This window comes from Actinoplanes sp. CA-252034 (assembly GCF_050956125.1).
Taxonomy (GTDB): Bacteria; Actinomycetota; Actinomycetes; order Mycobacteriales; family Micromonosporaceae; genus Actinoplanes.
Window position 1 is genome coordinate 7,430,368 of sequence record NZ_CP191846.1, and the last position, 23,853, is coordinate 7,454,220.

Sequence of the window (23,853 nt, forward strand, 5' to 3'; positions counted from 1 at the left end):
TCTCTCTCCTCATCGAGGCAGGGTCCACTGCTGGTTGGCGGCGCCGAGGCAGTCCCAGATGTGGATCTGCTGACCGTCGGCGGAGCTGTTCTGCGAAACGTCCAGGCACCGGCCGGAGACCGGGTTGCGGACCGTCCGGTCGGTCTGGCCGGTCCAGTTCTGGGCGGCGGTGCCGTTGCAGGTCCAGAGCTGTGCCTTGGTGCCGTTGGCGGTGGCGCCGCCGGCCACGTCGAGGCACTTGCCGGACTGCGGGTTGCGCCAGACCTGCCCGTTGATCGACCAGACCTGGGCGGCCGAGCCGTTGCAGGTGTAGAGCTGGATCTTCGTACCGTCGGCGGTGCCGCCGCCACTGATGTCCAGGCACTTGCCAGCGAGACCGACGACCGGCCCGGTACGGGTGGTGGCGAGGGTGAACGCGTCGAGGTCGAAGAGCGCGCCTGCGCCGCCGCTGAACGTCAGGTACAACGTGGTGGTCCCCGCCGGCGGGTTGGTGATCGCGCCGCTGACGTCGGTGAAGACGTTCCAGCCGCCGGTCACCGGCACGGTCGCCGAGCCCAGCACGGTCCCGGTCGCCGATCCGGCCCGGACCTGCACGGTGCCGCCGGCTCCGGCCGACGAGGCGCGGACGGTGAAGCGGTTGACGTTGGCGAGCTGGTACGGCTGGAACGCGATCCAGTCGCCGTTGTGGATGTCGCCGACCGTCTTGCCGCCCTCGGCCTCCGGCTTGCTCATCTGTGCGATCCCGGCCGACGTCCGGTAGTGCTCGGCCTGCCGGTGTGCGGGCTGCAGGGTGTGCTGGGTGTGGGTGGTGAGCCCGCCCGCGTCGGTGTACTCGGCGTCGAAGACGGCGAAGATGTTCGCCGCGGTGTCGTGCTCGCCGTCGACCGGGATGGTCAGCGAGCCGGTGCAGCCGGTCGTCGAGGTGATCTGGTGGCCGTGCTGGTCGTGGCCGAGCACGTAGGTCATCTTGACCCTGGTGCAGTCGATCGACGGGTCCTCGGGGTCGGTGACGGTCACCGAGTAGGGGACGGTGTCGCCGAAGCTGAACACCCGGCCGTCACCGGGGGTGTCGATCCGGACGGTGGGCGCGGTGTTGCCGACGCCGACCCGGACGCTGTCGCTGCCGGTGGCGCCCTGCGGGTCGGTGACGGTCAGGGTCACGTCGTACGTGCCGTTGCCCGTGAACGTGTGCGACGGGTTGGCGGCGGTCGAGGTGCCGCCGTCACCGAAACTCCACGCGTAGGTGAGCGCCCCGCCCTCCGGGTCGGTCGAGCCGGCCGAGGAGAACTGGACGGTCAGCGGCGCCTGGCCGGACGTCTTGTCGGCGGTGGCGTTCGCGGTCGGGGACTTGTTGCCGCCGCCCACGTGGTCGTAGCGGTACAGGGCCGAGTTCTCGTCGCCGCTGAAGTAGCCGGTGCCGTAGTCGAGCACGTAGAGCGCGCCGTCCGGGCCGAACGCGAGGTCCATCACCTGCTTGCCGTTCCAGGGGAAGCTCGAGATCTCCCCGACCGCGCCGTCCGTGCCGACGTGGATCGGCTTGATCCAGCCGCGGCCGAACTCGGCGGCGAAGAAGTGGCCGTCCAGCGACTGCGGGAACTTCGTGGTGGACGGGTTCGCGGCGTCGTAGCGGTAGACCGGGCCACCCATCGGCGATTCCGAGCCGCCGCCGAACTCCGGTGGGGTGCCGGCGTCTCCGCCGTACCGGATCCATGCGCTCTTGGCCGCCGGAAGGGTGCTAAGCCCGGTGTTGCGCGGCGAGTTGTTGGCCGGGCCGCCCGCGCAGTTGAACTTGGCGCCGAGGGCGCCGGTGGCGAAGTCGTAGTCGGCGTACGTCTCGGCGCCGGTGTTGGTGCCGGTGCAGTACGGCCAGCCGTAGTTGCCGGGCGCGGCGACCCGGTCGAACTCGACCTGGCCGCTGGGCCCGCGGGTCGAGGACGATCCGGCGTCCGGTCCGTAGTCGCCGACGTAGACGGCGCCGGTGGCCTTGTCGACGGTCATCCGGAACGGGTTGCGGAATCCCATCGCGTAGATCTCCGGCCGGGTCCCGGCCGTGCCCGGCGCGAACATGTTGCCGGCCGGCGAGGTGTACGAGCCGTCCGCGCCGACCTTGATGCGCAGGATCTTGCCGCGCAGGTCGTAGGTGTTGCCCGCGGTCCGCTGCGCGTCGAAGGCCGGGTTGCGGTTGGCCCGCTCGTCCAGTGGCGCGTAGCCGTCGGACTGGAACGGGTTGCTGTCGTCGCCGGTGGACAGGTACAGGTTGCCGGCCGCGTCGAAGTCGATGTCGCCGCCGACGTGGCAGCAGATGCCCCGGGTGGCGGGCACGTCGAGGACGGTCCGCTCGGCGCTGAGCCTCCAGTCCGCGGTCAGGGTGAAACGGGAGAGCCGGTTGACGCCGTTCCAGGCCGAGAAGTCGGTGCCGGTGTCCGGGGCGTCACCGGCCGGGGTGCTCAGAGGCGGGGCGTAGTAGAGGTAGATGAACCGGTTGGTGGCGAAGCCGGGGTCGACGCCGACACCCTGCAGGCCCTCCTCGTCGTGGGTGTAGACGGCGAGCGTGCCGACCACGGCGGTGTTGCCGGCGGCGTCGGTGCGGCGCAGGGTGCCGTTGCGGGCGGTGTGCAGCACCGAGCGGTCCGGCAGCACCGCGAGGCTCATCGGCTCGCCCACCTCGGGCTCACCCTTGGCCAGCGTGACCTGCTGGAAGTCGGCGGGGTCGACGGGGTGTGCCCGGGCTGGGGCCTGCGCCGTCGCGAGGACGAGGATCACCACCGCCCACATGCGGCGGCGGAACAAAATGGACATGGCTCTGCCATCCTCTCGAAGCAGATTCCTTCGCCGCGCCGCCGGCGTCATCTTCCCGAAACAGTAAAGAAACCATCGACTTTTGTCACTACGAGCGGAACTTTCAGCGCTGACGGTGAACCGTCTCGTAGGCCAGGGCGGTCAGCGCGGCCTCCACCTCGGCCGGGATCCCCGCCCCGGCAAGCGCCGACAAGGCCGCGCCCACCCGCAGGTCGATCAGCCGCTCCACACCGTCCAGTGCGCCGGTGTCGATGATGATCGCGCGCAGCTCGGCCGCGCCGTCGGCGTCCAGATCCGGGCGGCCCAGCAGCTCCCGGATCCGGGCCGCCTGCCGGAAGTCGGCCGCCTCCCGGGCCAGCGCCATCATCACCGTGCGCTTGCCCTCACGCAGGTCGTCCACCACCGACTTGCCGGTCACCGCCGGATCACCGAAGACCCCGAGCACGTCGTCACGCAGCTGGAAGGCGTCGCCGAGCGGGTCTCCGAAGGCGGCGTACGTGTCCAGCAGCTTGTCGTCGGCGCCGGCCAGGGCAGCGCCGATCTGCAACGGGCGGGTCACCGTGTAGCGGGCCGCCTTGAGCCGGATGACCGTCAGGGCGCTCGCGGCCGAGCCGTCGCCGACACCGGAGACCAGATCCAGGTACTGACCGGCGATCACCTCGGTACGCATCGCGCCGAACACGGCGTACCCCCGGCTGATCTGCTCGTTGCTCAGCCCGCAGCCGTGGAACATCTGGTCCGCCCAGGCCGCGCACAGGTCGCCGCAGAGCAGCGCGGTGTTGCGGCCGTAGCTGGCCGCGTCGCCACGCCACGCCGACCGGGTGTGCAACTCGGCGAAGAGCGCGTGCACCGACGGCTCGCCCCGCCGCCGGTCGCTGCCGTCCATGATGTCGTCGTGGATCAGCGCGAACGCGTGGAAGATCTCCAGCGCCGCGGCGGCCGTGACGATGCCGGGCTCGTCGTCGCCGCCCGCGCTGCGCCACCCCCAGTAGCAGAATCTCGGGCGCAGCCGTTTGCCGCCGGCCAGCACGAACCGCTGGATCGTGCTGAACAGTCCGCGTGGCGCACCCTCCGGCCATTGTGGACCCTGACCGGTGAGGAAGTCGGTGAGCCGGGCATCGAAGCGGGCCCGCAGCGTCACGGCCCCTCCCCTACCGGCCGGCCAGGCGCAACAGCAGGCTCTTCACCTCGGTCGCGGCGATCCGATCGACGGCCGCCGACGGGTCCGAGCAGAGCAGCACCGGGGCGTCCTCGGCACTGTCCGGCAGGCGGCCGTGCGAGCCGCGTACCGCCCGGGCCCCGGCGTCCAGGCCGACCACCTGCATCAGATAGCGCATGCCGAGCTTCTTACGCGCCAGCGCGACCGCGGCACGGCGTTTCGCGGCGGCCGGACCGGCCGGGTCGAAGAACAGCTCCGCCGGGTCGTAGCCGGGCTTGCGATGGATGTCGACCAGGCGCGCGAAGTCCGGGGCTCGGTCGTCGTCGAGCCAGTAGTAGTAGGTGAACCAGGCGTCCGGATCGGCGACCAGCACCAGCTCGCCGGACCGCTCGTGGCCCAGGCCGTCGTGGACCTCGGCGACCCCGTCGAGATCACCGAGCAGCGCCGCGACCTTCGGGACGTCGGCCGGGTCCCGCACGTACACGTGGGCGACCTGGTGATCGGCGACGGCGAACGCCCGGGACGTCCACGGGTCCAGGTACTCCATGCCCGCCTGGGTGTACACCCGCAGCAGACCGTGCTCCCGCAGCAGCCGGTTGACGTCGACCGGCCGCCGGACCGGGGTGATGCCGTACTCGGACAGCGCGACGATGGTCGCCCCACGGGCCTTCGCGGCGTCCAGCAGCGGGCCGAGCACCTCGTCCAACTCGGTGGCGGCAGCCGCCGCACGCGGATCATCCGGGCCGAAACGCTGCAGGTCGTAGTCGAGGTGCGGCACGTAGACCAGGGTCAGATCGGGGTCGTGGACGGCCATCACCCGCTCCGCCGCCCGGCAGATCCACCGCGACGACGCCAGACCCGCGCCGGGACCCCAGTAGGAGAAGAGCGGGAACGTGCCCAGCGCCGCCGTCAGGTCGTCGTGCAGCTCCGGCGGATCGGTGTAGCAGTCGGGGTCCTTGCGCCCGTCGGCGTGGTAGATCGGACGGGGCGTGACCGTCCAGTTCACGTCGGCGCCCATGGCGTACCACCAGCAGATGTTGGCCACCGTGTAACCGGGATCGGCGCGCCGGGCCGCCTGCCAGACCTTCTCCCCGCCGACCAGGGCGTTGTGCTGCCGCCAGAGGAAGACCTCGCCCAGGTCCCGGAAATACCAGCCGTTGCCGACGATGCCGTGCCCGGCCGGCGTCTCCCCGGTCAACAGGGTGGCCTGCACGCTGCAGGTGACGGCCGGGAGCACCGGGTCGAGACGGGCGGCGGCGCCGACCGCCCGGAGGCGGGGCATGTGGGCGAGCAGGCGCGGGGTCAGCCCGACAACGTCGAGGACCACGAGTTTCGTCATGCGTTGACTCCGGTCAGCTGGTCGCGGGTCCAGGCGAGCTCACCGGCGATGCCGTCGGCGAGCTCGGCCGGTGAGGTGGGGCGCTGCCCGGCCGGCAGCACGTCCCAGGTGTAGGTCTCGACGTCGAAGTGGTCGCACTCGACGACCGACAGGGCGTCGCGCAACAGCGGGGTGGTGGCGGTCAGCGGCGGCGCGGGTGCGGCGTGCAGCGGAACGTGGAAGTGGATGCGCCACGGGCCGGGCGGGTTCTCGGCCAGGGCGAGGTCCAGGTCGTCGCAGGCATGGCCGGCGGCACTGCGGGTCTGGTGCAGGAAACGCGGCTCGGCGTACTGCTCCAGCACCGGCCGGGCCGCGACCGGGTCGGCGACCTCCAGGGCGGCCGACACCTGCACCTTGACGATCGGGATCCCGGCCGTGGCCAGCCGCTGCACGGCCTCCGCCGGGTCCTCCCAGGCGCAGGCCAGGTGAGCCAGGTCCAGGCAGACCCCGAGCCGGTCGGTGTCGGCCCCGGCGAGCATGTCGACGGCCTGCGCGGTGGTCTCGGCGACACAGCCCGGCTCGGGCTCGAAGGCCACCCGCACCACCCGGCCGGTCTGCCAGGCGATCTCGCCCAGCCCCGCGGCGAGCCGGTCGAGCATGTGCCGGGCGGCGTCACGCTGAGCCGTCGACCACGGCTCGCGCCAGGCCAGCGGCAGCGTCGACACCGAGCCACGGTCGGCGTCGTCGGGCAGCAGGTCGACCAGGACGCGGGCCAGGTCCAGGGTGTAGTCGAGACGGGCGGTGGTGGTCCAGTCCGGCCGGTAGACGGCGTGTTTGACGACCGGGGCCTGGAACGCCTCGTAGGGGAAGCCGTTGAGGGTCACCACCTCCAGGCCGCGCGCGTCGAGCTCACGGCGCAGCAGGCGGCGGGCCTCACCGTCGTCGGCCAGGGCGGCGGCCACCGGCGCGGCCAGCCACAGACCGAGACCCAGCACGTCGGCGGAGAGGCGTTCCCGGACCGGTACGGCGTACGTGTCGAGCTGCCCGATGATCCCCGGCAGGTCCTCGGCCGGATGGACGTTGGTGCAGTAGCTCAGATGCACCGTTCGCCCGTCCGTACGGCGTACCCGCATCAGCTGCCCCCTCGCAGGATCGAGCTGCCCTCGAAGAGCGGCCCGGTGTCGGCCACGTCGCTGAGGTCGAGCCGCCCGGACTGCCCGTAGAACGCGACCGGGTTACGCCACAGCACCCGGTCGACGTCGTCCTCGCTGAACCCGGCCGCGAGCATCGCCTCCCCGGTCCGCACGGTCAGCAGCGGATCCGACCGGCCCCAGTCGGCGGCCGAGTTGACCAGCACCCGGTCCAGGCCGTGCTCGCGCAGGATCTCCACCATCCGCGGCGGCGACATCTTGGTGTCGGGGTAGATGGAGAACCCCATCCAGCAGCCCGAGTCGTGCACGGCGGCAACGGTCACCTCGTTGAGATGGTCGACGACCACCCGGCCCGGGTCGATGCCGCTCTCCCTGACCACGTCGAGGGTCCGTTTCACGCCGTGCGCCTTGTCCCGGTGCGGGGTGTGCACGAGCGCGGGCAGCTCGTACTCGACGGCCATCGCCAGCTGCCGGGTGAACGCGTCGTCCTCCTCCGGCGTCATCGCGTCATAGCCGATCTCCCCGACCGCCACCACCGAGTCCTTGTCCAGGTAGCGCGGCACCAGGTCGAGCACCGGCCGGCAGCGCGGGTCGTTGGCCTCCTTCGGGTTGAGCGCGATGGTGGCGTGGTGCCGGATGCCGAACTGGGCGGCCCGGAACGGCTCCCAGCCGACCAGGGAGTCGAAGTAGTCGGTGAACGAGCCCGGGTTGGTGCGGGGCTGGCCCAGCCAGAAGGCCGGTTCGACGACGGCGCGGACACCGGCCGCCGCCATCCGCTCGTAGTCGTCGGTGGTGCGTGAGGTCATGTGGATATGCGGGTCGAGGATGCGCACGGGACCTCCAGGGCGATCAGGGGACGGAGTCGAGCAGGCGGAGCGCGTCCGGGGGCAGCCGCCGCCCGGCCGCCTCGCGCTCCGCGCGCAGAGCGGCCACCATCGCCGTCAGCTCACGGTCGGCGCGTTCGTCCAGGTCGGCGACGTTCTCCAGGGGTACGGCCAGAAAAACGCACTTGAGCACGGCATGCCGCCACGCGTGCTGGTCGAGGTGCCGGGCGTACGGGCCGAGCGCCGCCGCGAGCAGCCGGGTGTCGTTGGCGCGTACCGCGTCGTGCAGCAGGGGTACGGCCTCGTCGCCGAGCGGCAGCTCGGGCAGCGCGGAGAGGACGGCCAGCTTCTCGCTGTTGTCGCCGTGCCGGTACAGATCGTCGATCCAGTGGGGCAGGACGTCGGCCGGCAGCGCGAGCAGCAGTCGTGTCCTCGCCGCGACCGGGTCGGCGCAGTGGCGGCCCGCCGAGGCGAACAGCCGCACGATCGTCTTCGGTTCGGCGCTGACCTTCGCGACGGCCTCGGTGAGCCACGCGTTCTGTTCCATGACGCCTCCTCTAGCTCTTCCGGGCGGCTCGCAGGAACTCCAGGGACTGTGCCGCCACGGTCGGGGCGGCGTGGGAGTGGCGGGGCAGCTCGACGGCGACGAGCCCGGTGTATCCGGCGGCGGACAGGGCGGCCAGCACCGGCGGGAAGTCGATCTCCCCGGTGCCGAGCTCGAGGTGCTCGTGCGTACCCCGTCGCATGTCGTCGATCTGCACGTTTACCAGATGGCCGGCGACCGCGGTGACGCAGTCGGGGACCGGGTCGGGCTCCAGGCAGCGGCAGTGCCCGATGTCGAGGGTGATGCCGAACCCGGCCGGCTCGCCCAGAGCGGCGTGCAGCCGCCGCCAGGCGGCGATGTCGGGGACGAGCATGCCCGGCTCCGGCTCGAAGCCCAGCGTGACGCCCCTCTGCCGCGCCCGGTCCAGGGTCTGCGCGCAGCCGTCGACCAGGCGGTCCCAGGCGAGGATGTCGTCGACGTCGGGGGGCCGGACGCCGGCCCAGAACGACACCGCCTCGGCGCCCAGGTCGGCGCCGATGTCGACAGCCCGGCGCAGGAAGTCCAGCCGCAGCTCACGGCCCTCCTCCAGCAGGGTCGGTGAGTGCTTGCGCCACGGGTCGAGCAGGTATCGGGCACCGGTCTCGATCACCACGCCCAGGCCCAGCCGCTGCAGCCGCTCACCCACGGCGGCGACCCGGCGGGGCAGCTCCGGGGCGAACGGATCCAGGTGGTCGGTGTCGAGGGTGAGCGCCACCCCGTCGTAGCCGAGGTCGGCGATCACCGCCAGGGCGTCGTCGAGCCGGTGGTTGGCGAACCCGTTGGTCCCGTAGCCGAACCGCAGCGTGGCCGGGCCGGGTCCGGTCGGGTCGGGCTCCGGTACCGGGATCATGTCGGGCTCACCACCTTCGCCAGGCGTTTCGCGGCGACTGCGGCCCCCGCGACCGCGATGCCCGCGACCGGGGAACCGGCCCGCGCGGTCAGGGCACCCTGCAACGCGGGGAACGCGGTGATCCCGGCGGCGACCGCGTTCTGCAGGGCGGCCGCGTCCGGGCGGGCACGAGCGGCCTGCTGGGCGGCGCCGAAACGGGCCGCGTACCAGGCCGAGAGCAGCCCGGCGGCCGGAGTCTCCCGGGAGACGGCCAGCCCGGCCACGACCGCGGTGCCGGCGAGGGTCACCGACGGCAGCGCGGCATCGGCGCCGGTGGTCTCCCGGCGGGACAGGACCGTGATGAGGTACGTGTGAGCGGCCACCGTGACAGCCGCGGGCAGTGCCGCGCGATGCCGCCCGGGGCCCACGCCGAGCAGCACGTCGAGTCCACGGCAGGCCGCCATCACGGCCGGTCCGGCCGGCGTGCTCTTCGCCGCCAGGTCGTAGGCCCAGACCGCCCCGGCCAGCGGCACCGCGACCGCGAGCGCCCGCCGCCCCCGGCAGCCGCCGCGAGGGCCAGGCCCGCGCCGGTCAGTCCGGCGGCGATGCCGAGAGCCGTGCCGGGCCGGACCCGCCCGGACGGGATGGGCCGGCCGGGCCGTTCGACGGCGTCGATGTGCCGGTCGGCCCAGTCGTTGGCGGCCATCCCGGCCCAGTAGAGGCAGACCGACGCCCCGGCCAGGCCCAGGGTCCGCGGCCGCAGCGTGCCCGCGGCGGCCGCGCCGGCGACGACGTCACCGGGCACCGACAGGGCAGCGGGCGCGCGGACCAACCGGGCGATGTCCCGCCAGCTCGTCATGCCGCCGCTTCCGGCCCGAGACCGGCTACGAAGTCCACCAGCAGCCGCCACTGGTCCGCCAGGCCGTGCGGGACGTCGCCGAGCGGGTCCTTGAAGAAGAACGCCAACTCGGTGAGCGGCCCCGATCGTCCGGCGGCGTGTGCGGCCGCGGTCAGTCTCGCGAGGTCGAGCACGAGCGGGGCGGCCAGCGCGGAGTCGCAGCCGTGCCAGGTGAACTCCAGACGCATCCGGGTGCCGAGGAACCCGGCGAACGTCACCAGGTCCCACGCCGTCTTGAAGTTGCCGATGTCCTCGACGTACTCGATCCGGACCGTGCCCTGCGGCTGCTGCCCGAGCGTCTCCTGGAGCACCCGCTGCTTGCTGGCGCTCTTGGCGCTGTTGGCGGCCGGGTCGGCCAGGTTGGCGCCGTCGCCGCCGCCGAGCAGGTTGAACCCGGACCAGGTGCGCACCTCCAGGTGCCGCTGGGCGAACATCGGCGCGAGCACCGACTTGAGCAGGGTCTCGCCGGTCTTGCCGTCACGTCCGGCGTACGGCAGCCGCTGTCGTTCGGCGAGCTCGGCCAGGGCGGGCAGCCGGGCGCCGGTCGACGGGGTGAAGTCGACGTAGGGGCAGCCGGCGCGCAGGGCGGCGTAGGCGTACAGGGCGCTGGGCGGCAGCACCGGCCGTTCCCGCTGCAGGGCCGCCTCCAGCAGGGCGAGGCTCGCGTGGGCGGGATCGTCGTCGGGCACCGGCTCGGTGGAGGAGACGTTGACGACGACGACCCGGTCCAGGCCGTGCCGTTCCCGGAACTCGACCAGGTCGGCGACGATGAGCCCGGCGGTCGCCGCCTGGGTGGCGGCGTGCGGCAGCGGCCGGATGTCGGCGTCCACCACGGTCAGATCGGTGTGCACGGCGGCCACCAGCGATGCCGGGACCACTCCGGCGTCGGCGAGCGCCTCGGCCTTCTTGGTCAGCGGCACCGGGGACGGGTCGTGGCCGCCGAAGACGAGGTCACCGAAGCCGGGCAGCGCGTCGCTGCGCAGGTCGGGTAGTTCGGTGACGCAGCCGGTCGGCGCGGCCAGGCCGGCGCGCAGGGCGAGAGCTCCGACGATGCTGGTGACCGCGACACTGCCGCGGCCCCCGACGAGCCAGACACCCAGGGACATGACTCCTCCGATTCGTTGGCGGCACTGGCGGGCAGGCGGAGCCGGTGCGGCGTTCCGGCTCCGCCTGCCGGTCATCGGGCCACCCGGGCGGGGTACTGGCGAATCCCGTCCGCACCTCGCCGGGTGGCGGTCTCTCCGCGCCGCCCGTCCGGACACGGGGCGCACCGTGTGCCGGACCCTCGCGGGCGGCGGGAGAGCTCAAACGGCAGTGGTCAGGCGGCCACCTCCGCGAGGATCGGCTCCACATCGGTCCAGCCGGAGCCGCGTTCGGCGGAGCGGATGACGGCGTCCAGCACCAGCTGCACCTGCAGGGCGTCGGCGAACGACGGCGTCGGCCCGCTGCCGGCCGCAATCGCTTCGACGAGGTCGCGCGCCTGATGGGTGAAGGCGTGCTCGTAGCCGATCCCGTGGCCCGGCGGCCACCACGCCGACAGGTACGGGTGATCCGGCTCGGTCACCAGGATGCGGGTGAAGCCCTGCTCGTCGGAGGGTTCGGTGGCGTCGTAGAACTCGAGCTCGTTCATCCGCTCGAAGTCGAACGCCACCGACCCGCGCGAGCCGTTGATCTCCACCCGGAGCCCGTTCTTGCGGCCGGTGGCGAATCTCGTGGCCTCGTACGTGGCGATGGCCCCGCCGTTCAGCCGGGCCAGGAACAGCGCGGCGTCGTCGACCGTGACGGGGCCGGTGGCCGGCGTACCCCCGTTGCCGTCTCCCGCCGCGGCGCTGAGCCCGCTGGAGGCCTGCGGCAGCGGCCTCTCCTTGACGAACGTCTCGGTCAGCGCGGTCACCCCGGTGATGTGCTGGCCGGTGACGAACTGGGTGAGGTCGATGATGTGCGCGCCGATGTCGCCGAGCGCGCCGGAGCCCGCCTTGTCCTTCTGCAGGCGCCAGACCAGCGGGAACTGTGGATCGGTGATCCAGTCCTGCAGGTAGGCGGCGCGGATGTGCCGGATCTCGCCGATCCGCCCGTCGGCGACCATGCGCCGCATCAGGGTGACCGCTGGAACCCGGCGGTAGTTGAATCCGCACATCGACCGGACGCCGTTCGCCTCGGCGCGGACGGCCGCGGCGGCCATCTCCCGTGCCTCGGCGATCGTGTTCGCCAGTGGCTTCTCGCAGAGGACGTGCTTGCCGGCTGCGAGAGCCGCGATGGCGATCTCGGCGTGGCTGTCACCGGGCGTGCAGACGTCGATCAGGTCGATGTCGGCACGGCTCACCAGTGATCGCCAGTCGGTGGTGTGCTCGTCCCAGCCGAGACGCTCCGCCGCCGCGGCGACGCTCGCCTCGTCACGGCCGCAGACCGCCGTCATCCGGACGTGCAGTGGCAGGTCGAAGACACGGTTCACGGTGCGCCACGCCTGGGAGTGCGCGGCGCCCATGAACGCGTAGCCGACCATGCCGACCCGCAGGGTTGATTGCGTGGACAAGATGGGTCTCCCCCGTACGCGGTCAGAACCCGAGCTGGATGTAGCTGCTCGCGTTCTCCTTCGTGATCGTCTCCGAGGCCAGCACGATCTCCTTGGGCACCTGGAGCTCCACCAGGTCGGCCAGGCCCTTCTTCTGGCCGATCAGCCGGGCCAGGGAGATCGCCGAGGAGGCCATCGACGGGCTGTAGGTGACCGTCGCCTTGAGTACCGTGCTGTCGGCCTGGATCGTCTCGATCGCCTGCTTCGAGCCGGCACCGCCGACCATGATGAATTCCTTACGGCCGGCCTGGTTGATCGCGGCGAGCACGCCGACGCCCTGGTCGTCGTCGTGGTTCCACAGGGCGTCGATCCTGGGCAGTGCCTGCAGCAGCTGGGACGCCTCCTGCTGTCCGGAGTCGACGGTGAACCGGGCGGCCCGCCGGTTGGCGACCTTGAACCCGGCGGACGCCAGCGTGTCGGAGAAGCCCTTGGACCGGGTCTGGGTCAGCTCCAGCTCGTCCATGCCGGCGATCTCGCCGATGACCGGGCTGGCCACGCCCTTGGCCTTCATCTGGGCGATGATGTAGTCGGCGGCGGCCACGCCCATGCCGTAGTTGTCGCCCATGATCTGGGTGCGGTAGGCGCGAGCGTCCGGGAAGGCCCGGTCCAGGTTGACCACCGGGATGCCGGCGGCCATCGCCTCCAGGCCGAACGAGTTGAGCTCCTTGCCGTCGTGCGGCAGCAGCACGATGACCGTCGGCTTCTGGGCGATCAGGGTGGACAGGGCGGCCCGCTGGGCGGCCGCGTCCGCGCCGGCCTCGACCGACTTGAACTCGACGTCGCTGAACGTGGCGGCCTGCGCCTTGGCGTTGTTGGTGATGGCGGCGATCCAGCCGTGGTCGGCGGCCGGCGCGGAGAACCCGATGGTGACCTTCGTGCCGGGGGCCGCGTTGCCGCCGCCGCTGGTGTCGCCGGCCTTGGTCTGCGCCGGGGTGGGCGCCGCCTCGTTGCCGGTGCAGGCGGTGAGAAGGGCTCCCGCACCGACCGCGGCGCCGCCGAAGAGCAGCCTGCGTCGTGACAGGTCGGAATTGATCTTGGACATGACCATCTCCTATGTCTTATGAGAATGGAGCGAATCAGGGTGTACGGATCCCGGCGGCCGTCGGCGTGGACGGTCACCCGGTGGAGACGTGTCGCTCTAGGCGCGGGAGAACAACCGCGTGACGGACTTGAAACGGAACTGCTGGACCAGCACTGCGGCGACGATGATGCCGCCCTTCACCATGTTCTGGGCCTCGGTGGAGAGACCGTTGATGGCGAACAGATTCGTGATCGTCGCGAAGATCAGGACGCCGAGGATGGAGCCGACGATCGTGCCCCGTCCGCCGCTGAGCAGGGTGCCCCCGATGATCGCGGCGGCGATGGCGTCCAGTTCGTAGAGGTTGCCCATGGCCGCCTGCGCGGAGGTCGCCTGCGAGGTGAGCATGATCGCCGCGATGCCGCAGCAGAGACCGGACAGCCCGTACAGGAGCATGGTGTGGCGTTTGACGTCGATGCCGGCCAGGCGGGCGGCCTCCGGGTTGCCGCCGACCGCGACCGTGCGGCGGCCGAAGGTGGTGCGGTTGAGCAGGACCCAGCCCGCCACCGCCACCGCGGCGAGGATGTAGACCAGCACCGGGATGCCGACGACCTTGGTGCTGGCGATGCCGTTGATGAGGCTGTTCGAGGAGATCTGCGTCTGCTTGCCGGAGATCGCCGCGGCCAGGCCGCGGGCGGCGACCAGCATCGCCAGGGTCGCGATGAAGGGCACGAGGCGGCCGTACGAGATGAGCAGCCCGTTGACCAGCCCGACCGCCACCCCGACCACCAGAGCCGTGAAGATCATGCCGCCGGCGCCGTAGGACTGGGTCGCCAGCGTCGTGCACCACACCCCGGCCAGGGCCACGATCGCGCCGACCGACAGGTCGATGCCACCGCCGATGATCACGAAGGTCATCCCCACCGTGACGACGCCGACCACCGATGCGAGTTGCAGGATGGACAGGATGTTCGTCCACACCCAGGTCGAGTTGCCGTAGAGCTCCGGCTGGGTGATCGCGCCGATCACGATCAGCGCCACCAGCACGCCGACCAGGACCAGGTTGCGGGTCACCGATTCGCCGGCCTCACCGGCCCACGACCGTTTGCGTCCGCCCGGCAGAGCGGGCTCGGGTCCGGCCGGAGCCGGCGTCTGCAGCCCGGTGCCTTCACTGAGGGTCACGCCGGCGCTCCTTCCATGAGTGACCCCGCCATGACGAGGTCGAGGACGGTGTCTTCGTCGATTTCGGTGGAGGGCGCCTGGTGCACGACCCGGCCCTCGCGCATCACCAGCACGCGGTCGGAGAGGCCGAGCACCTCGGGCACCTCGCTGGAGACCAGCAGCACGCCGACGCCCTCGGCGGCGAGACGGCGGATCACCCGGTACAACTCGGCGCGGGCGCCGACGTCGACGCCGCGGGTGGGCTCGTCGAGCAGCAGCAGCCGGGTGTCGCCGAGCAGCCACCGGCCGACGACGACCTTCTGCTGGTTGCCGCCGGACAGCGTGCCCACCGGGCGGCGCACGTCGAGCGGGCGCAGGTCCAGCGAGCCGGCGATCCGGTCGGACTCGGCGCGTTCCCGGCGGGCATTGGTGAAACCGAACCGGGCCAGGCCGGTGAAGGTGGCCAGGGTCATGTTGCGGTAGATCGGCTCGCCGAGCAGCAGCGCCTGGCTCTTGCGCTCCTCCGGGGCCATGCCCATACCCGCCTTCACCGCGGAGCCCACGCTGCCCGGGCGCAGGGGCCGCCCGTCGAGCTCGACGGTGCCGGTGTCCGGGCGGCGGGCGCCGTAGATCGTCTCCAGCAGCTCGGAGCGACCGGAGCCGACCAGACCGGCGATGCCGACGATCTCGCCCGCGGCGACGCTGAGCGACACGTCACGGAACTCCCCGGCCCGGCTCAGGTCCCGGACGCGCAGCAACTCCCGGCGCGACTCCGGCTCGGTGGGTCGGGGCGGGAAGACGTACTCGATGGTGCGCCCGGTCATCCGGCTGACCAGCTCGCTGGTCGGCGTCTGCGCGGCGGACAGGTTCGCCGCCGTGGTGCGGCCGTCCTTGAGGACGGTGACCCGGTCGCCGATCTCCCGGATCTCCTCCAGGCGGTGCGAGATGTAGATGACGGCGATACCGCGGGCCGTCAGCCGCCGGATGATCCGGAACAGGTTCTCCACCTCGTCATGGGCGAGCACCGCGCTCGGCTCGTCCATGATCAGCAGCTGGGCCTCCTGCGACAGCGCCCGGGCCATGCTGACCACCTGCTTCCCCGCGGCCTGCAGGGCGTGCACCATGCGGCCGGCCGGGATCTCGTCGTGCCCCAGCGAGCCGAGGATGCCCCGGGTGCGCTCGGCCATGGCTCCGCGGCGGACGAAACCGAGACGGCGCGGCTCGTGGCCCAGGAACACGTTCTCGGCAACCGAGAGGTCGTCCACCAGGTCGAGCTCCTGGTAGATGGTGGCGATGCCGGCCTTCATGGCGGCCTGCGGGTTGCTGAAGGAGACCGGCTGGCCGAGCCATTCGATGGTGCCGGAATCGGGGCGGTGCACCCCGGAGAGCACCTTGATCAGGGTGGACTTGCCGGCGCCGTTCTGCCCCAGCAGGCAGTGCACCTCACCGGCCCGGACCTCGAGTTGCACGCCGTCCAGCGCACGGACGCCGGGGAACGTCTTGACGAGGTCGGTGAGCCGGAGCACCACGTCAGGCTCCACGGCGGACTCGTTGGGAACGCCCGCGCCAGAACCGCCCGCGCCGGAACCGCCCGCTCCGGGGGTGCCCGCTCCGGGAACGCCCGCTCCCGGGGTGTCCGCTCCGGGGGTGCCCGCTCCAGGGGCGCTCATGACGCCTGCTCGAAGGCGACGTCGCTGGCCAGGACGGCAGCGCCGGTGACTCCGGCGCGTGAGCCCAGCTCGGAGAGGACGATCGGCAGGTTGCCGGTGGCCAGCGGCAGCGACCGCCGGTAGACGGCGCTACGGATCTCGGCGAGCAGGATGTGGCCCAACTGGGCGAGCCCTCCCCCGATCACGATCATCGACGGGTTGACGAAGCTGACCAGCGACGCCAGCACCGAGCCGATCCGGTGGCCGCCCTCGCGGATCAGCTTGATGCAGGCGACGTCACCCTCGGCGGCGCCCTCGGCCACGTCGCGGGCGGTGAGCGAGCCGTTGGCGGCGAGCCGGTCGGCGAGCGCCTGGGAGGCGCCCGAGCGTGCCGCGACCAGGGCCTCCCGGGCCAGCGCGGTGCCGCTGAACAGCGCCTCCAGGCAGCCGACGTTGCCGCACGAGCACATCGGGCCGTGCGGGTCGACCTGGATGTGGCCGATGTCGCCGGCGCATCCGTCGGTGCCGCGGTAGACCTCGTCGTTGAGGTAGATGCCGCAGCCGATGCCGGTGCCGACCTTGACGAACAGGAAATCCTGCACGCTGTGCGCGACCCCGCCGTGCTGCTCGCCGACGGCCATGATGTTGACGTCGTTGTCGACCACCGCCGGGCAGCCGTGCTCACGGGTGAGCAGCTCCCGCACCCCGAACCGGTCCCAGCCCGGCATGATCGGCGGTGAGACCGGCACCCCGTCGCGGAAGCTGACCGGCCCGGGAACGCCGATGCCGATGGCGTCGAGCCGGTCGTAGGCGCCGTCGACGCGGGCCTTGGCGAGCAGTTCGTTGACCCGGTGCAGGATGACCTTGGGGCCGGAGCGGATGTCGGCCTCCTCGGTGTAGGCGGCGACCGGCTCCAGACGGCCGTTGGTGACCTCCACGTCGATGGAGCTGGCCCCGAGATCGACAGCGGCGAACCGGAGCCGGGAGTGGAGCTCGACGAGGGTGGAACGCCGGCCGCCCCGGGAGGCGGCCATTCCGGCCTCGACGACGTAGCCCTGGGCGACCAGACGCTCGACCTCAGCGAGCAGTCGCGGCCGGGGAAGTTGCAGGCGATCGGCCAGCTCAGCCCGCGAGATGGCGCCCTCGTTACGCAGCAGGCGCAGTAGCTGCAGGTAGGGGGATCGATCGTCATACGCACGGTTGACCTCATATCCGCACGCCACGGCGTGCCCGAGCCCGTCGGGTGTGACATCCATGTTTCGTCGATGTGTTACATGCGCCACAGTAGAAGCCTTTGCTCTCCATGTCCACAGCTTCTTCATGATCTACATCTAACTTTTGACAGATTCTGCAAAAGCCTCGTGACGCGCCCGGCCGTGTGCGCTCGATCATGGCCGTCCGGGGAGCCCCCCGTTAGGGTCACCGCCATGCCGGAACCCGCCGCCCTGCCGTACGACGCCGTGCTCTTCGACTGCGACGGGGTCCTCGTCGACTCCGAGGCCATCACCAACGCCGTGCTCCGGACGATGCTGCACGAGCTGGGCTGGCAGATCTCCGAGGCCGACTGCTTCCGGCTGTTCGTGGGCCGGGCGCTGCGCGACGAGACCGCCGTCATCGAGGCGCACACCGGCTTCACCGTGACCGACGAATGGCTCGGCGACTTCCGCAAGCGCCGCAACGACGCGCTCGTCCTCGACCTGCTGCCGATCCCGGGGGCGGTCGCCGCGGCCCGCGAGATCGACCGGCTCTACCGCGGCAACCTGGCCTGTGCCAGCGGCGCCGACCGTCACAAGGTCGAGCTGCAGCTCACCAAGGTCGGCCTGGACACGGTCTTCGCCGGCAAGGTCTTCAGCGGGATGGAGACGCCGCGCAGCAAGCCCGCCCCCGACGTCTACCTGGCAGCCGCGGCCGCGCTCGGCGTCGACCCGGCCCGCACCGCGGTCGTCGAGGACACTCCGACCGGCGTTCGCGCCGGAGTGGCCGCCGGCGCCACCGTGTACGGCTACTGCCCGCCGGACAGCCCCTCGCACAGCACCCCGCGGGCGCTGCTGGACGCCGGCGCCTCCTTCATCCTCACCGACATGGCGCGGCTGCCCGCGGAGCTCAGCGGTTGACGTAAGCGGCCAGGCCGCCGAGCTCCTCACTGGCGATGAACACCGACCGGACGGTGATGATCGCCTCCTCGACATGGGCGGAGCAGCCCCATGCCGCGTCGCCCCACGAGTCGGCCAGTTTGATCTCCGCCGGCTCGTCGCATCCGGCGGCGCCGCCGAGCTGACAGTGCTCCGGATGCGGGGCGGCCACCTGCGCGGCCGCGGCCGCGCGCACCTGCGCGGCCAGGTCAGCCGCGGCGGCGGCGCGCTGCTCGGCCTCGGCCCGCAACCGCTGCTCGGCCCGGACCGCCTCGGCCAGCGCGTCATGAGCGGCCCGCGCACGCTCCTCGGCGGCGAGTCGCGCCTGCTCGTCGTGGTGCCGCTCGATGGCCAGCGCGGCCGTGCCGGCGAACACCCGGGCCAGGGCGAGATCGGACTCCAGCGGCACGCTCGGGGCACGGTGGTACATCGCGAAGGTGCCGAGCAGGCGGCCGTCACGGGCCAGGATCGGCGTTGACCAGCAGGCGGCCAGCCCGGCCCGTCCGGCGAGGTCACGGAAGTCGGTCCAGAAGTCGTCGACGCCGATGTCGGTCACGATGACCGGCTCCCGCCGGTGCGCCGCGGTGCCGCACGACCCGACGCCCTCACCGGTGGCGATGCCGTCGATGGCCTCGTTGTAGAAGTCCGGCAGGCTCGGCGCGGCGCCGTGGCGCAGGTGACGGCCGTCCTCGTCGGCGAGCAGGACCGAGACGAGCACCTCCCGCGGCGCGAGGCTCTCGATGCTGCGGGCCATCCCGTCGAGCACGTCGGACAGGGGCGCCTGCCGGGCGATCTGCTCCAGCAGGGCACGGTGTTCGGCCATCAGCTGCTGGGCGTGCTTGACCTGGGTCGTCTCCACGCCGATCAGGTGGATCCCGGTGACGTCGCCGCCGGCGTCGCGCCGCGGCTCGTACGTGACGTCGAAGAACGCCTCCCGGACCTGTGGGCCGTCGCGCAGCTCGACCCGGACGTCGCGCCCGGTATAGGGCACACCGGTGCGGTAGACCTCGTCCATCACCGCGATGAGGCCCTGGCCGGCCAGCTCGGGTGACAGCTCCGCCAGCGCGACGCCACGGTCCCGCGGGTCGCCGCCGACGGCGTCGAAGAACGCCTGGTTAGCCGTCTCCACCAGGTGCCGGGGCCCGCTCAGCGACGCGAAGAGGGCGACCGACTGCCCGAACAGGGCCCGCTGGTCCTCCTCCGGGCGCCCGCCCGTCACCGCTGTCATGCCGTTGCCGCCTCTCGCTGGGTCCCTCAACCTAAGGGACGGCCTGGCCGGGCGCGACTCGAGTGCGGTCAGGAGGGGGACGTGTCGCGAGATCGCTCGATCAGGGCCTCCGCGTGCTCGGCCGGCATGGGGCGGGCCAGCAGGTCGCCCTGGCCCAGGCGGCAGCCGGTGGCGTACACCGTCTCCAGGTCGTCGTCGGTGGTCAGGCCGTCGGCTATCACGTCCAGGCCGAGCCGCCGCCCCAGCATCACGGCGACGTCCATGATCGCGCCGGCCGCGACCGGGACGTCCTCCGGCCGGGTGAAGACGGCCCGGTCGACCTTCAGCACGTCGACCGGGAGCACCCGCAACCGGCTCAGCGAGGTGGGACCGGCCCCGAAATGCCCCACCGCGGTACGCACATCGCTCATCCGCAGACGCCTCAGATGATCGACGAGCCGCTCCCCGGCCTCCGCCCCGTGGTGCAGGTCGTCCTCGCTGATCTCCACGACGAGCGCCGACCGTGGCACCCGGTGCGCCGCCAGGACCTCGTCGAGCCCGGAGTGGAACAGCTCGTCGCCGAGCTCCCCGGGCCGTACGCCGATCGAGAACCAGAGTGGACCGTACCGCTCCCGCCAGGCCGCGACCTGACGGCACGTACGGTGCAGCGCCCACCGCCGCAGGTCGCCGAGCACACCCAGGTCCTCGGCCAGGGCCAGCAACTCGCCGGAGGGCAGCCGCCCCAGCACCGGATGCCGCCAGCCGAGCACCGCCTCGACCCCGACGGGATGCCGGCCGGACAGCTCGAAGACCGGCTGGAAGAGCAGCTCCACCTCGTTGCGGTCCATCGCGGTCGGCAGATCCTGCTCGAGTGTCGACCGGCGGACCAGCCGCTCCTCGATCACCTCGTCGTACCACTCGACACCGCCGGGCGGCTGGGACCGGGCCACCCGCAGGCCGAGGTCGGCGCGGCGCAGCACCTCGTCGATGTCGGTGTCCGGGCACAGGTCGCTGAGCCCGGCCCACACCTGCAGATGAGCGCTCGCGCCGTCCAGCTCGTACGGCGCGGTGAGCACCGTGACCAGCTGGTTGGCGAGCAGATGCGCCCGCACCGCGCCGTTGCGGGTCAGCACCGCGAGCCGGGCGTCGCCGACACGGGCCGCGACGTCGGTGTCGCCGATCCTGGTCCGCACCCGCCGAGCCGCCTCGACCAGGACCGTCTCCGAGCGCTCCGGCCCGTGCACGTCGGTGATCGCGGTGAGGCCGCCGAGCTCCAGCAGCAGCAGCGCGCCTCCGTCGGACGCGGGCGGGCCGGCCCGTCGCAGCCCGCGGGTGGTGGCCAGGCCGGTCAGCGGGTCGAGGTGTGACGCCTGCTGCAGGGCCTCCTCGAGCTCGCGCTGGTCGGTGACGTCGCGGATGTGCAGGACGAGGCTGCGGCCGGGCATCGCCGGGTCGGCGCCGCCGACGGTCCACTCGGTGTCACGCCAGCGGCCGAAGCCGTCCCGGAACCGGGCCGAGACCGAGCGCGCGTCGGCGAGGTCGACCCGGTCCTCGTGGAGCCGCTCGGTCAGGAACGCCCCGACCGGGCCGGACTGCTCCGGACGGACGTGCGAGGTGATCGGGCGGCCGAGCACGTCCTGATCGGACAGGCCGAAGAGCCGGGCCGCGGCCGGGGACTGCCAGCAGACGGCCAGGCCGGTGTCCAGGACCATCGCCACGTCGGAGGAGCCGAACATCAGGCTGCGCAGCCGGTTGCCGTGGTGGGTGAGCAGCTCGGCGTGCCGGCGCAGGGCGATGGCCGAGACGAACTCGCGGGCCGCCACGGCCAGCAGGGCGATCGCCGCCAGCGCGATGGCGGTGGCGTCCAGGTCGCCGCCGTGCAGCAGCCGGGCCATGACCGCGACCGACGAGCCCAGAACCGGCAGGGCGAAGAGCGGGAATCCGGCGGCCGGCTCACCACCGGCCGGAACCGGTGGCCCGGCGTCGGGGTCGACCCGGACGGTGCCCCACCACATCACCCAGGCCGCGACGTTCACCGCGGCCCCGGCCGCGACCGCGGCGAGCGCCGAGTTGGGGTTGGCCGGGTTGTCGGCGGCGATCACCTGCGCGGTGAGGCAGACCAGGGTCAGAGCGACGCCGGGGCCGGCCCAGCGCAGGGCGGCGCGGTGCCGGGTGGCGTGCACCCCGGCGACCGCGGCGGTGGCCGTGGCGATCGCGCCGAGGAACGCCCCGATCGCCGAGGGGCCCCGCAGGTAGCCGTCGCTGAAGATGAGCACCCAGGTCGGGAGGATGAGGCAGGCGGACACCCCGACGACGTCGAGGCAGACCCGCAGCCGGCCGAGCGGGTCGCGGTGCTGGTGCGGGCGCAGCAGGCCGGGTGTCATCACCAGGACGGTCACCACCAGGGTGACCAGGTGGAGACGGGCGGGCGGCGGGACGCCGTCGGCGCCGGCGCCGGGCTCGACGAGCGTGAGGACCGCGCCGGCCGCACCGGCGAGACCGGTGAGGAGCAGGCCCGCGCCGAGCAGCTGGGCACGGAACCGTGGGCCGGACCGCAGCATCAGGACGGCGGGCACGAGCACTCCGGCGGTGAGCAGCCCACCGGCCACGGCCAGAGGCAGCAGCACGACCGACAGGGCGCCGATCGCGCCGATGACGACGAAACCGGACGGACGCACCGTCCGCAGGACATTCATGGCGCACATCCTACGGATCCACACCCGATCTGATAACCGGCCGTAACCGATCGATGACTCCTTCCGGTGTCTTGTGCCTCTTCAGTGGCGGATCACCCTGCCGATGGGTAGGCCACTGCCCGGCAGCGATGAGGAGACGGATGAACGGCGAAGCCACGGCCCGGCGTACCGACGCTAGGCCGCCGCTACGGTTCGGCCTCGACGGGCTGACCCTGCTGCTGGCCACCACGGCGTTCGCGTGGCACTTCGTGGCGCGGCCGGTGATGGACGCCCGGTTCAGCGCCCTGGCCGTGTTCGCGGTGCTGTTCGGCGTCGTCGCGGTGTGCCGGGCCGCGCCCGCCCTCCGGCGGCTGCCGACCTGGCTGCCCTACCTCGCGCTGGCCGCGGTCGACGCGTTGCTGCTGTTCCTGATCGCGCAGGGCCATGCCGACGCGCTGCCGACAGCCGGCGTCGCGGTGGTGCTCACCGGTCTGATCGTGGCCCGGCAGCGGACGGTGTTCCGGGAGAACGCGAGCCTGGCCGCCCGCCTGGACCACGGCGCCACCCACGACACCCTGACCGGGTTGCCCAACCGGGCGCTGTTCACCGAGCGCCTCGGCGCCGCCCTGTCCGCCGGTGACCGGGACACCCCGGTGAGTGTCGCGCTGATCGACCTGGACGACTTCAAGACGGTGAACGACACGCTCGGTCACGGTGTCGGCGACGCGTTGCTGGTCGTGGTCGCCGACCGCCTGAACGGCGCGATCCGCGCCGGGGACACGGTGGCCCGCCTCGGCGGTGACGAGTTCGTGGTGGTGCTGGAGGACATCGACGCCGAGGCGGCCGAGGCGGCCGCGCACCGGATGATCGAGGCCCTCGCCGAGCCGGTCGTCGCCGAGGGCCATGAGCTGCTGGTACGGGCGAGCATCGGGCTCGCGAACGGCCACAGCGGGCAGGACGCCGCCGACCTGCTGCGGCGCGCCGACATCGCCATGTACGCCGCGAAGCACGACGGCGGCAGCGGCGTGCAGAGCTACCGCGACGGGATGGCCGTCGCGATCGCCGACACGGCGGGCCTGGGCGCGCAGTTGCAGCACGCGATCACCGACGGCCAGCTGTTCCTGCAGTACCAGCCGATCGTCGCGCTCGGCACCGGCCGGCTGCGCGGGGTCGAGGCGCTGGTGCGGTGGGCGCATCCGGAGCGGGGGGTGGTGCCTCCGGTCGAGTTCGTGCCGGTCGCGGAACGTACCGGGCTGATCGTGCCGCTGGGTGACTGGGTGCTGCGGGAGGCCTGCCGGCAGCTGGCCGCCTGGCGCGACGAGCACGGTGACCGCGCGCCCGGCGTGCTCAACGTCAACGTCAGCGCCCGACAGCTGCGCGAGGCCGGTTTCGTGGACCGGGTCGCCGCGATCCTCGACGAGACCGGCGTGCCGGCGCACCGGCTGACGCTGGAGATCACCGAGAGCACCGCGGTCGCGCTCGGTGAGGCGGTGACCCGTCTGGACGATCTACGCCGGATGGGGATCCGGATCGCGCTGGACGACTTCGGCACCGGGCAGTCGACGCTGACGCTGCTGCACGAGCTGCCGGTCGACCAGCTCAAACTGGACCGGTCGTTCACCCAGGGCACCGACACCGGCCGCCGCGACACCATGCCGGCCGCCGTGATCGCGCTGGCCGACGCGGTCGGGCTGGACCTGGTCGCCGAGGGTGTGGAGACCGGCGACCAGGCCGCCCGGCTGGCCGAGCTGGGCTACCAGCACGCCCAGGGCTACCACTTCGCGCGTCCGCTTCCGGCCGCCGCCGTCCGTGAGCTGATGGTCCGCGAATTGGCGGCCGCAGACAGTTAAGACAGCGCCGGGATCAGTCGATCCTCGG

The 23,853-nt window shown here is 72.4% G+C and carries 19 protein-coding genes; 2 read left to right on the plus strand and 17 right to left on the minus strand.

Annotated features, from left to right (window positions below):
• Window positions 1-9: 9 nt before the first annotated feature.
• The 15 genes from ACQPZW_RS33765 to ACQPZW_RS33835 all read right to left on the minus strand — a co-directional run bounded on the left by ACQPZW_RS33765 (window position 10) and on the right by ACQPZW_RS33835 (window position 17,217).
• Window positions 10-2,799 (minus strand): PQQ-dependent sugar dehydrogenase, encoded by a 2,790-nt coding sequence (locus ACQPZW_RS33765; protein WP_433790065.1) that lies wholly within the window; start codon window positions 2,797-2,799, stop codon window positions 10-12.
• A gap of 103 nt (window positions 2,800-2,902) precedes the next feature.
• Window positions 2,903-3,940 carry a polyprenyl synthetase family protein gene (locus ACQPZW_RS33770; protein ID WP_433790066.1) on the minus strand — a complete coding sequence of 346 codons (1,038 nt, stop codon included), beginning with the start codon at window positions 3,938-3,940 and terminating at the stop codon, window positions 2,903-2,905.
• 10 nt (window positions 3,941-3,950) lie between these two features.
• Entirely contained in the window at window positions 3,951-5,297 is a 1,347-nt protein-coding gene (locus tag ACQPZW_RS33775) for an alkaline phosphatase family protein (protein WP_433790067.1), read from the minus strand.
• Complete coding sequence (gene eboE / locus ACQPZW_RS33780; RefSeq protein WP_433790068.1) at window positions 5,294-6,409, minus strand: metabolite traffic protein EboE; 1,116 nt, start codon at window positions 6,407-6,409, stop codon at window positions 5,294-5,296. The genes ACQPZW_RS33775 and eboE overlap by 4 nt, the downstream gene beginning before the upstream one ends.
• Window positions 6,409-7,260: a TatD family hydrolase gene (locus tag ACQPZW_RS33785; protein WP_433790069.1), complete on the minus strand. Its 852-nt coding sequence runs from the start codon at window positions 7,258-7,260 to the stop codon at window positions 6,409-6,411. Before ACQPZW_RS33785 ends, eboE begins: the two co-directional genes overlap by 1 nt.
• 16 nt (window positions 7,261-7,276) lie before the next feature.
• Window positions 7,277-7,798: an EboA domain-containing protein gene (locus ACQPZW_RS33790; protein WP_433790070.1), complete on the minus strand. Its 522-nt coding sequence runs from the start codon at window positions 7,796-7,798 to the stop codon at window positions 7,277-7,279.
• Window positions 7,799-7,808: 10 nt separating this feature from the next.
• The gene (locus ACQPZW_RS33795) at window positions 7,809-8,684 is read right to left on the minus strand and encodes a sugar phosphate isomerase/epimerase family protein (protein ID WP_433790071.1); all 876 of its coding nucleotides are present in this window, start codon (window positions 8,682-8,684) and stop codon (window positions 7,809-7,811) included.
• Window positions 8,681-9,196, minus strand: a complete 516-nt coding sequence (locus ACQPZW_RS33800; protein ID WP_433797898.1) for a hypothetical protein — start codon at window positions 9,194-9,196, stop codon at window positions 8,681-8,683. The genes ACQPZW_RS33795 and ACQPZW_RS33800 overlap by 4 nt, the downstream gene beginning before the upstream one ends.
• Entirely contained in the window at window positions 9,127-9,522 is a 396-nt protein-coding gene (locus tag ACQPZW_RS33805) for a UbiA family prenyltransferase (protein ID WP_433790072.1), read from the minus strand. Before ACQPZW_RS33805 ends, ACQPZW_RS33800 begins: the two co-directional genes overlap by 70 nt.
• A complete protein-coding gene (locus tag ACQPZW_RS33810; protein WP_433790073.1) occupies window positions 9,519-10,667 on the minus strand; it encodes an inositol-3-phosphate synthase in 1,149 nt (382 codons plus the stop codon). The genes ACQPZW_RS33805 and ACQPZW_RS33810 overlap by 4 nt, the downstream gene beginning before the upstream one ends.
• Window positions 10,668-10,879: 212 nt before the next feature.
• A complete protein-coding gene (locus ACQPZW_RS33815) occupies window positions 10,880-12,064 on the minus strand; it encodes a Gfo/Idh/MocA family protein (RefSeq protein ID WP_433797689.1) in 1,185 nt (394 codons plus the stop codon).
• A 52-nt stretch (window positions 12,065-12,116) separates the two neighbouring features.
• Window positions 12,117-13,175, minus strand: a complete 1,059-nt coding sequence (locus tag ACQPZW_RS33820) for a substrate-binding domain-containing protein (protein ID WP_433790074.1) — start codon at window positions 13,173-13,175, stop codon at window positions 12,117-12,119.
• A gap of 96 nt (window positions 13,176-13,271) precedes the next feature.
• Entirely contained in the window at window positions 13,272-14,273 is a 1,002-nt protein-coding gene (locus ACQPZW_RS33825; RefSeq protein ID WP_433797690.1) for an ABC transporter permease, read from the minus strand.
• 56 nt (window positions 14,274-14,329) lie between these two features.
• Window positions 14,330-15,853, minus strand: a complete 1,524-nt coding sequence (locus ACQPZW_RS33830) for a sugar ABC transporter ATP-binding protein (RefSeq protein WP_433790075.1) — start codon at window positions 15,851-15,853, stop codon at window positions 14,330-14,332.
• Between the two features lie 125 nt (window positions 15,854-15,978).
• Entirely contained in the window at window positions 15,979-17,217 is a 1,239-nt protein-coding gene (locus tag ACQPZW_RS33835) for an ROK family transcriptional regulator (RefSeq protein ID WP_433790076.1), read from the minus strand.
• Between the two features lie 171 nt (window positions 17,218-17,388).
• Here ACQPZW_RS33835 and ACQPZW_RS33840 point away from each other — a divergent pair, with 171 nt between their 5' ends.
• A complete protein-coding gene (locus tag ACQPZW_RS33840; protein ID WP_433790077.1) occupies window positions 17,389-18,075 on the plus strand; it encodes an HAD family hydrolase in 687 nt (228 codons plus the stop codon).
• Here the strand turns inward: ACQPZW_RS33840 and ACQPZW_RS33845 are convergent.
• Window positions 18,065-19,321, minus strand: coding sequence for a GAF domain-containing protein (locus ACQPZW_RS33845; protein ID WP_433790078.1), 1,257 nt, complete (start codon window positions 19,319-19,321; stop codon window positions 18,065-18,067). The genes ACQPZW_RS33840 and ACQPZW_RS33845 overlap by 11 nt on opposite strands.
• Window positions 19,322-19,389: 68 nt before the next feature.
• Entirely contained in the window at window positions 19,390-21,996 is a 2,607-nt protein-coding gene (locus ACQPZW_RS33850; RefSeq protein ID WP_433790079.1) for an EAL domain-containing protein, read from the minus strand.
• 140 nt (window positions 21,997-22,136) lie between these two features.
• On the opposite strand from ACQPZW_RS33850, the gene ACQPZW_RS33855 reads away from it, so the two are divergent.
• Window positions 22,137-23,825: a putative bifunctional diguanylate cyclase/phosphodiesterase gene (locus ACQPZW_RS33855; RefSeq protein ID WP_433790080.1), complete on the plus strand. Its 1,689-nt coding sequence runs from the start codon at window positions 22,137-22,139 to the stop codon at window positions 23,823-23,825.
• The last annotated feature ends 28 nt before the right edge of the window (window positions 23,826-23,853 follow it).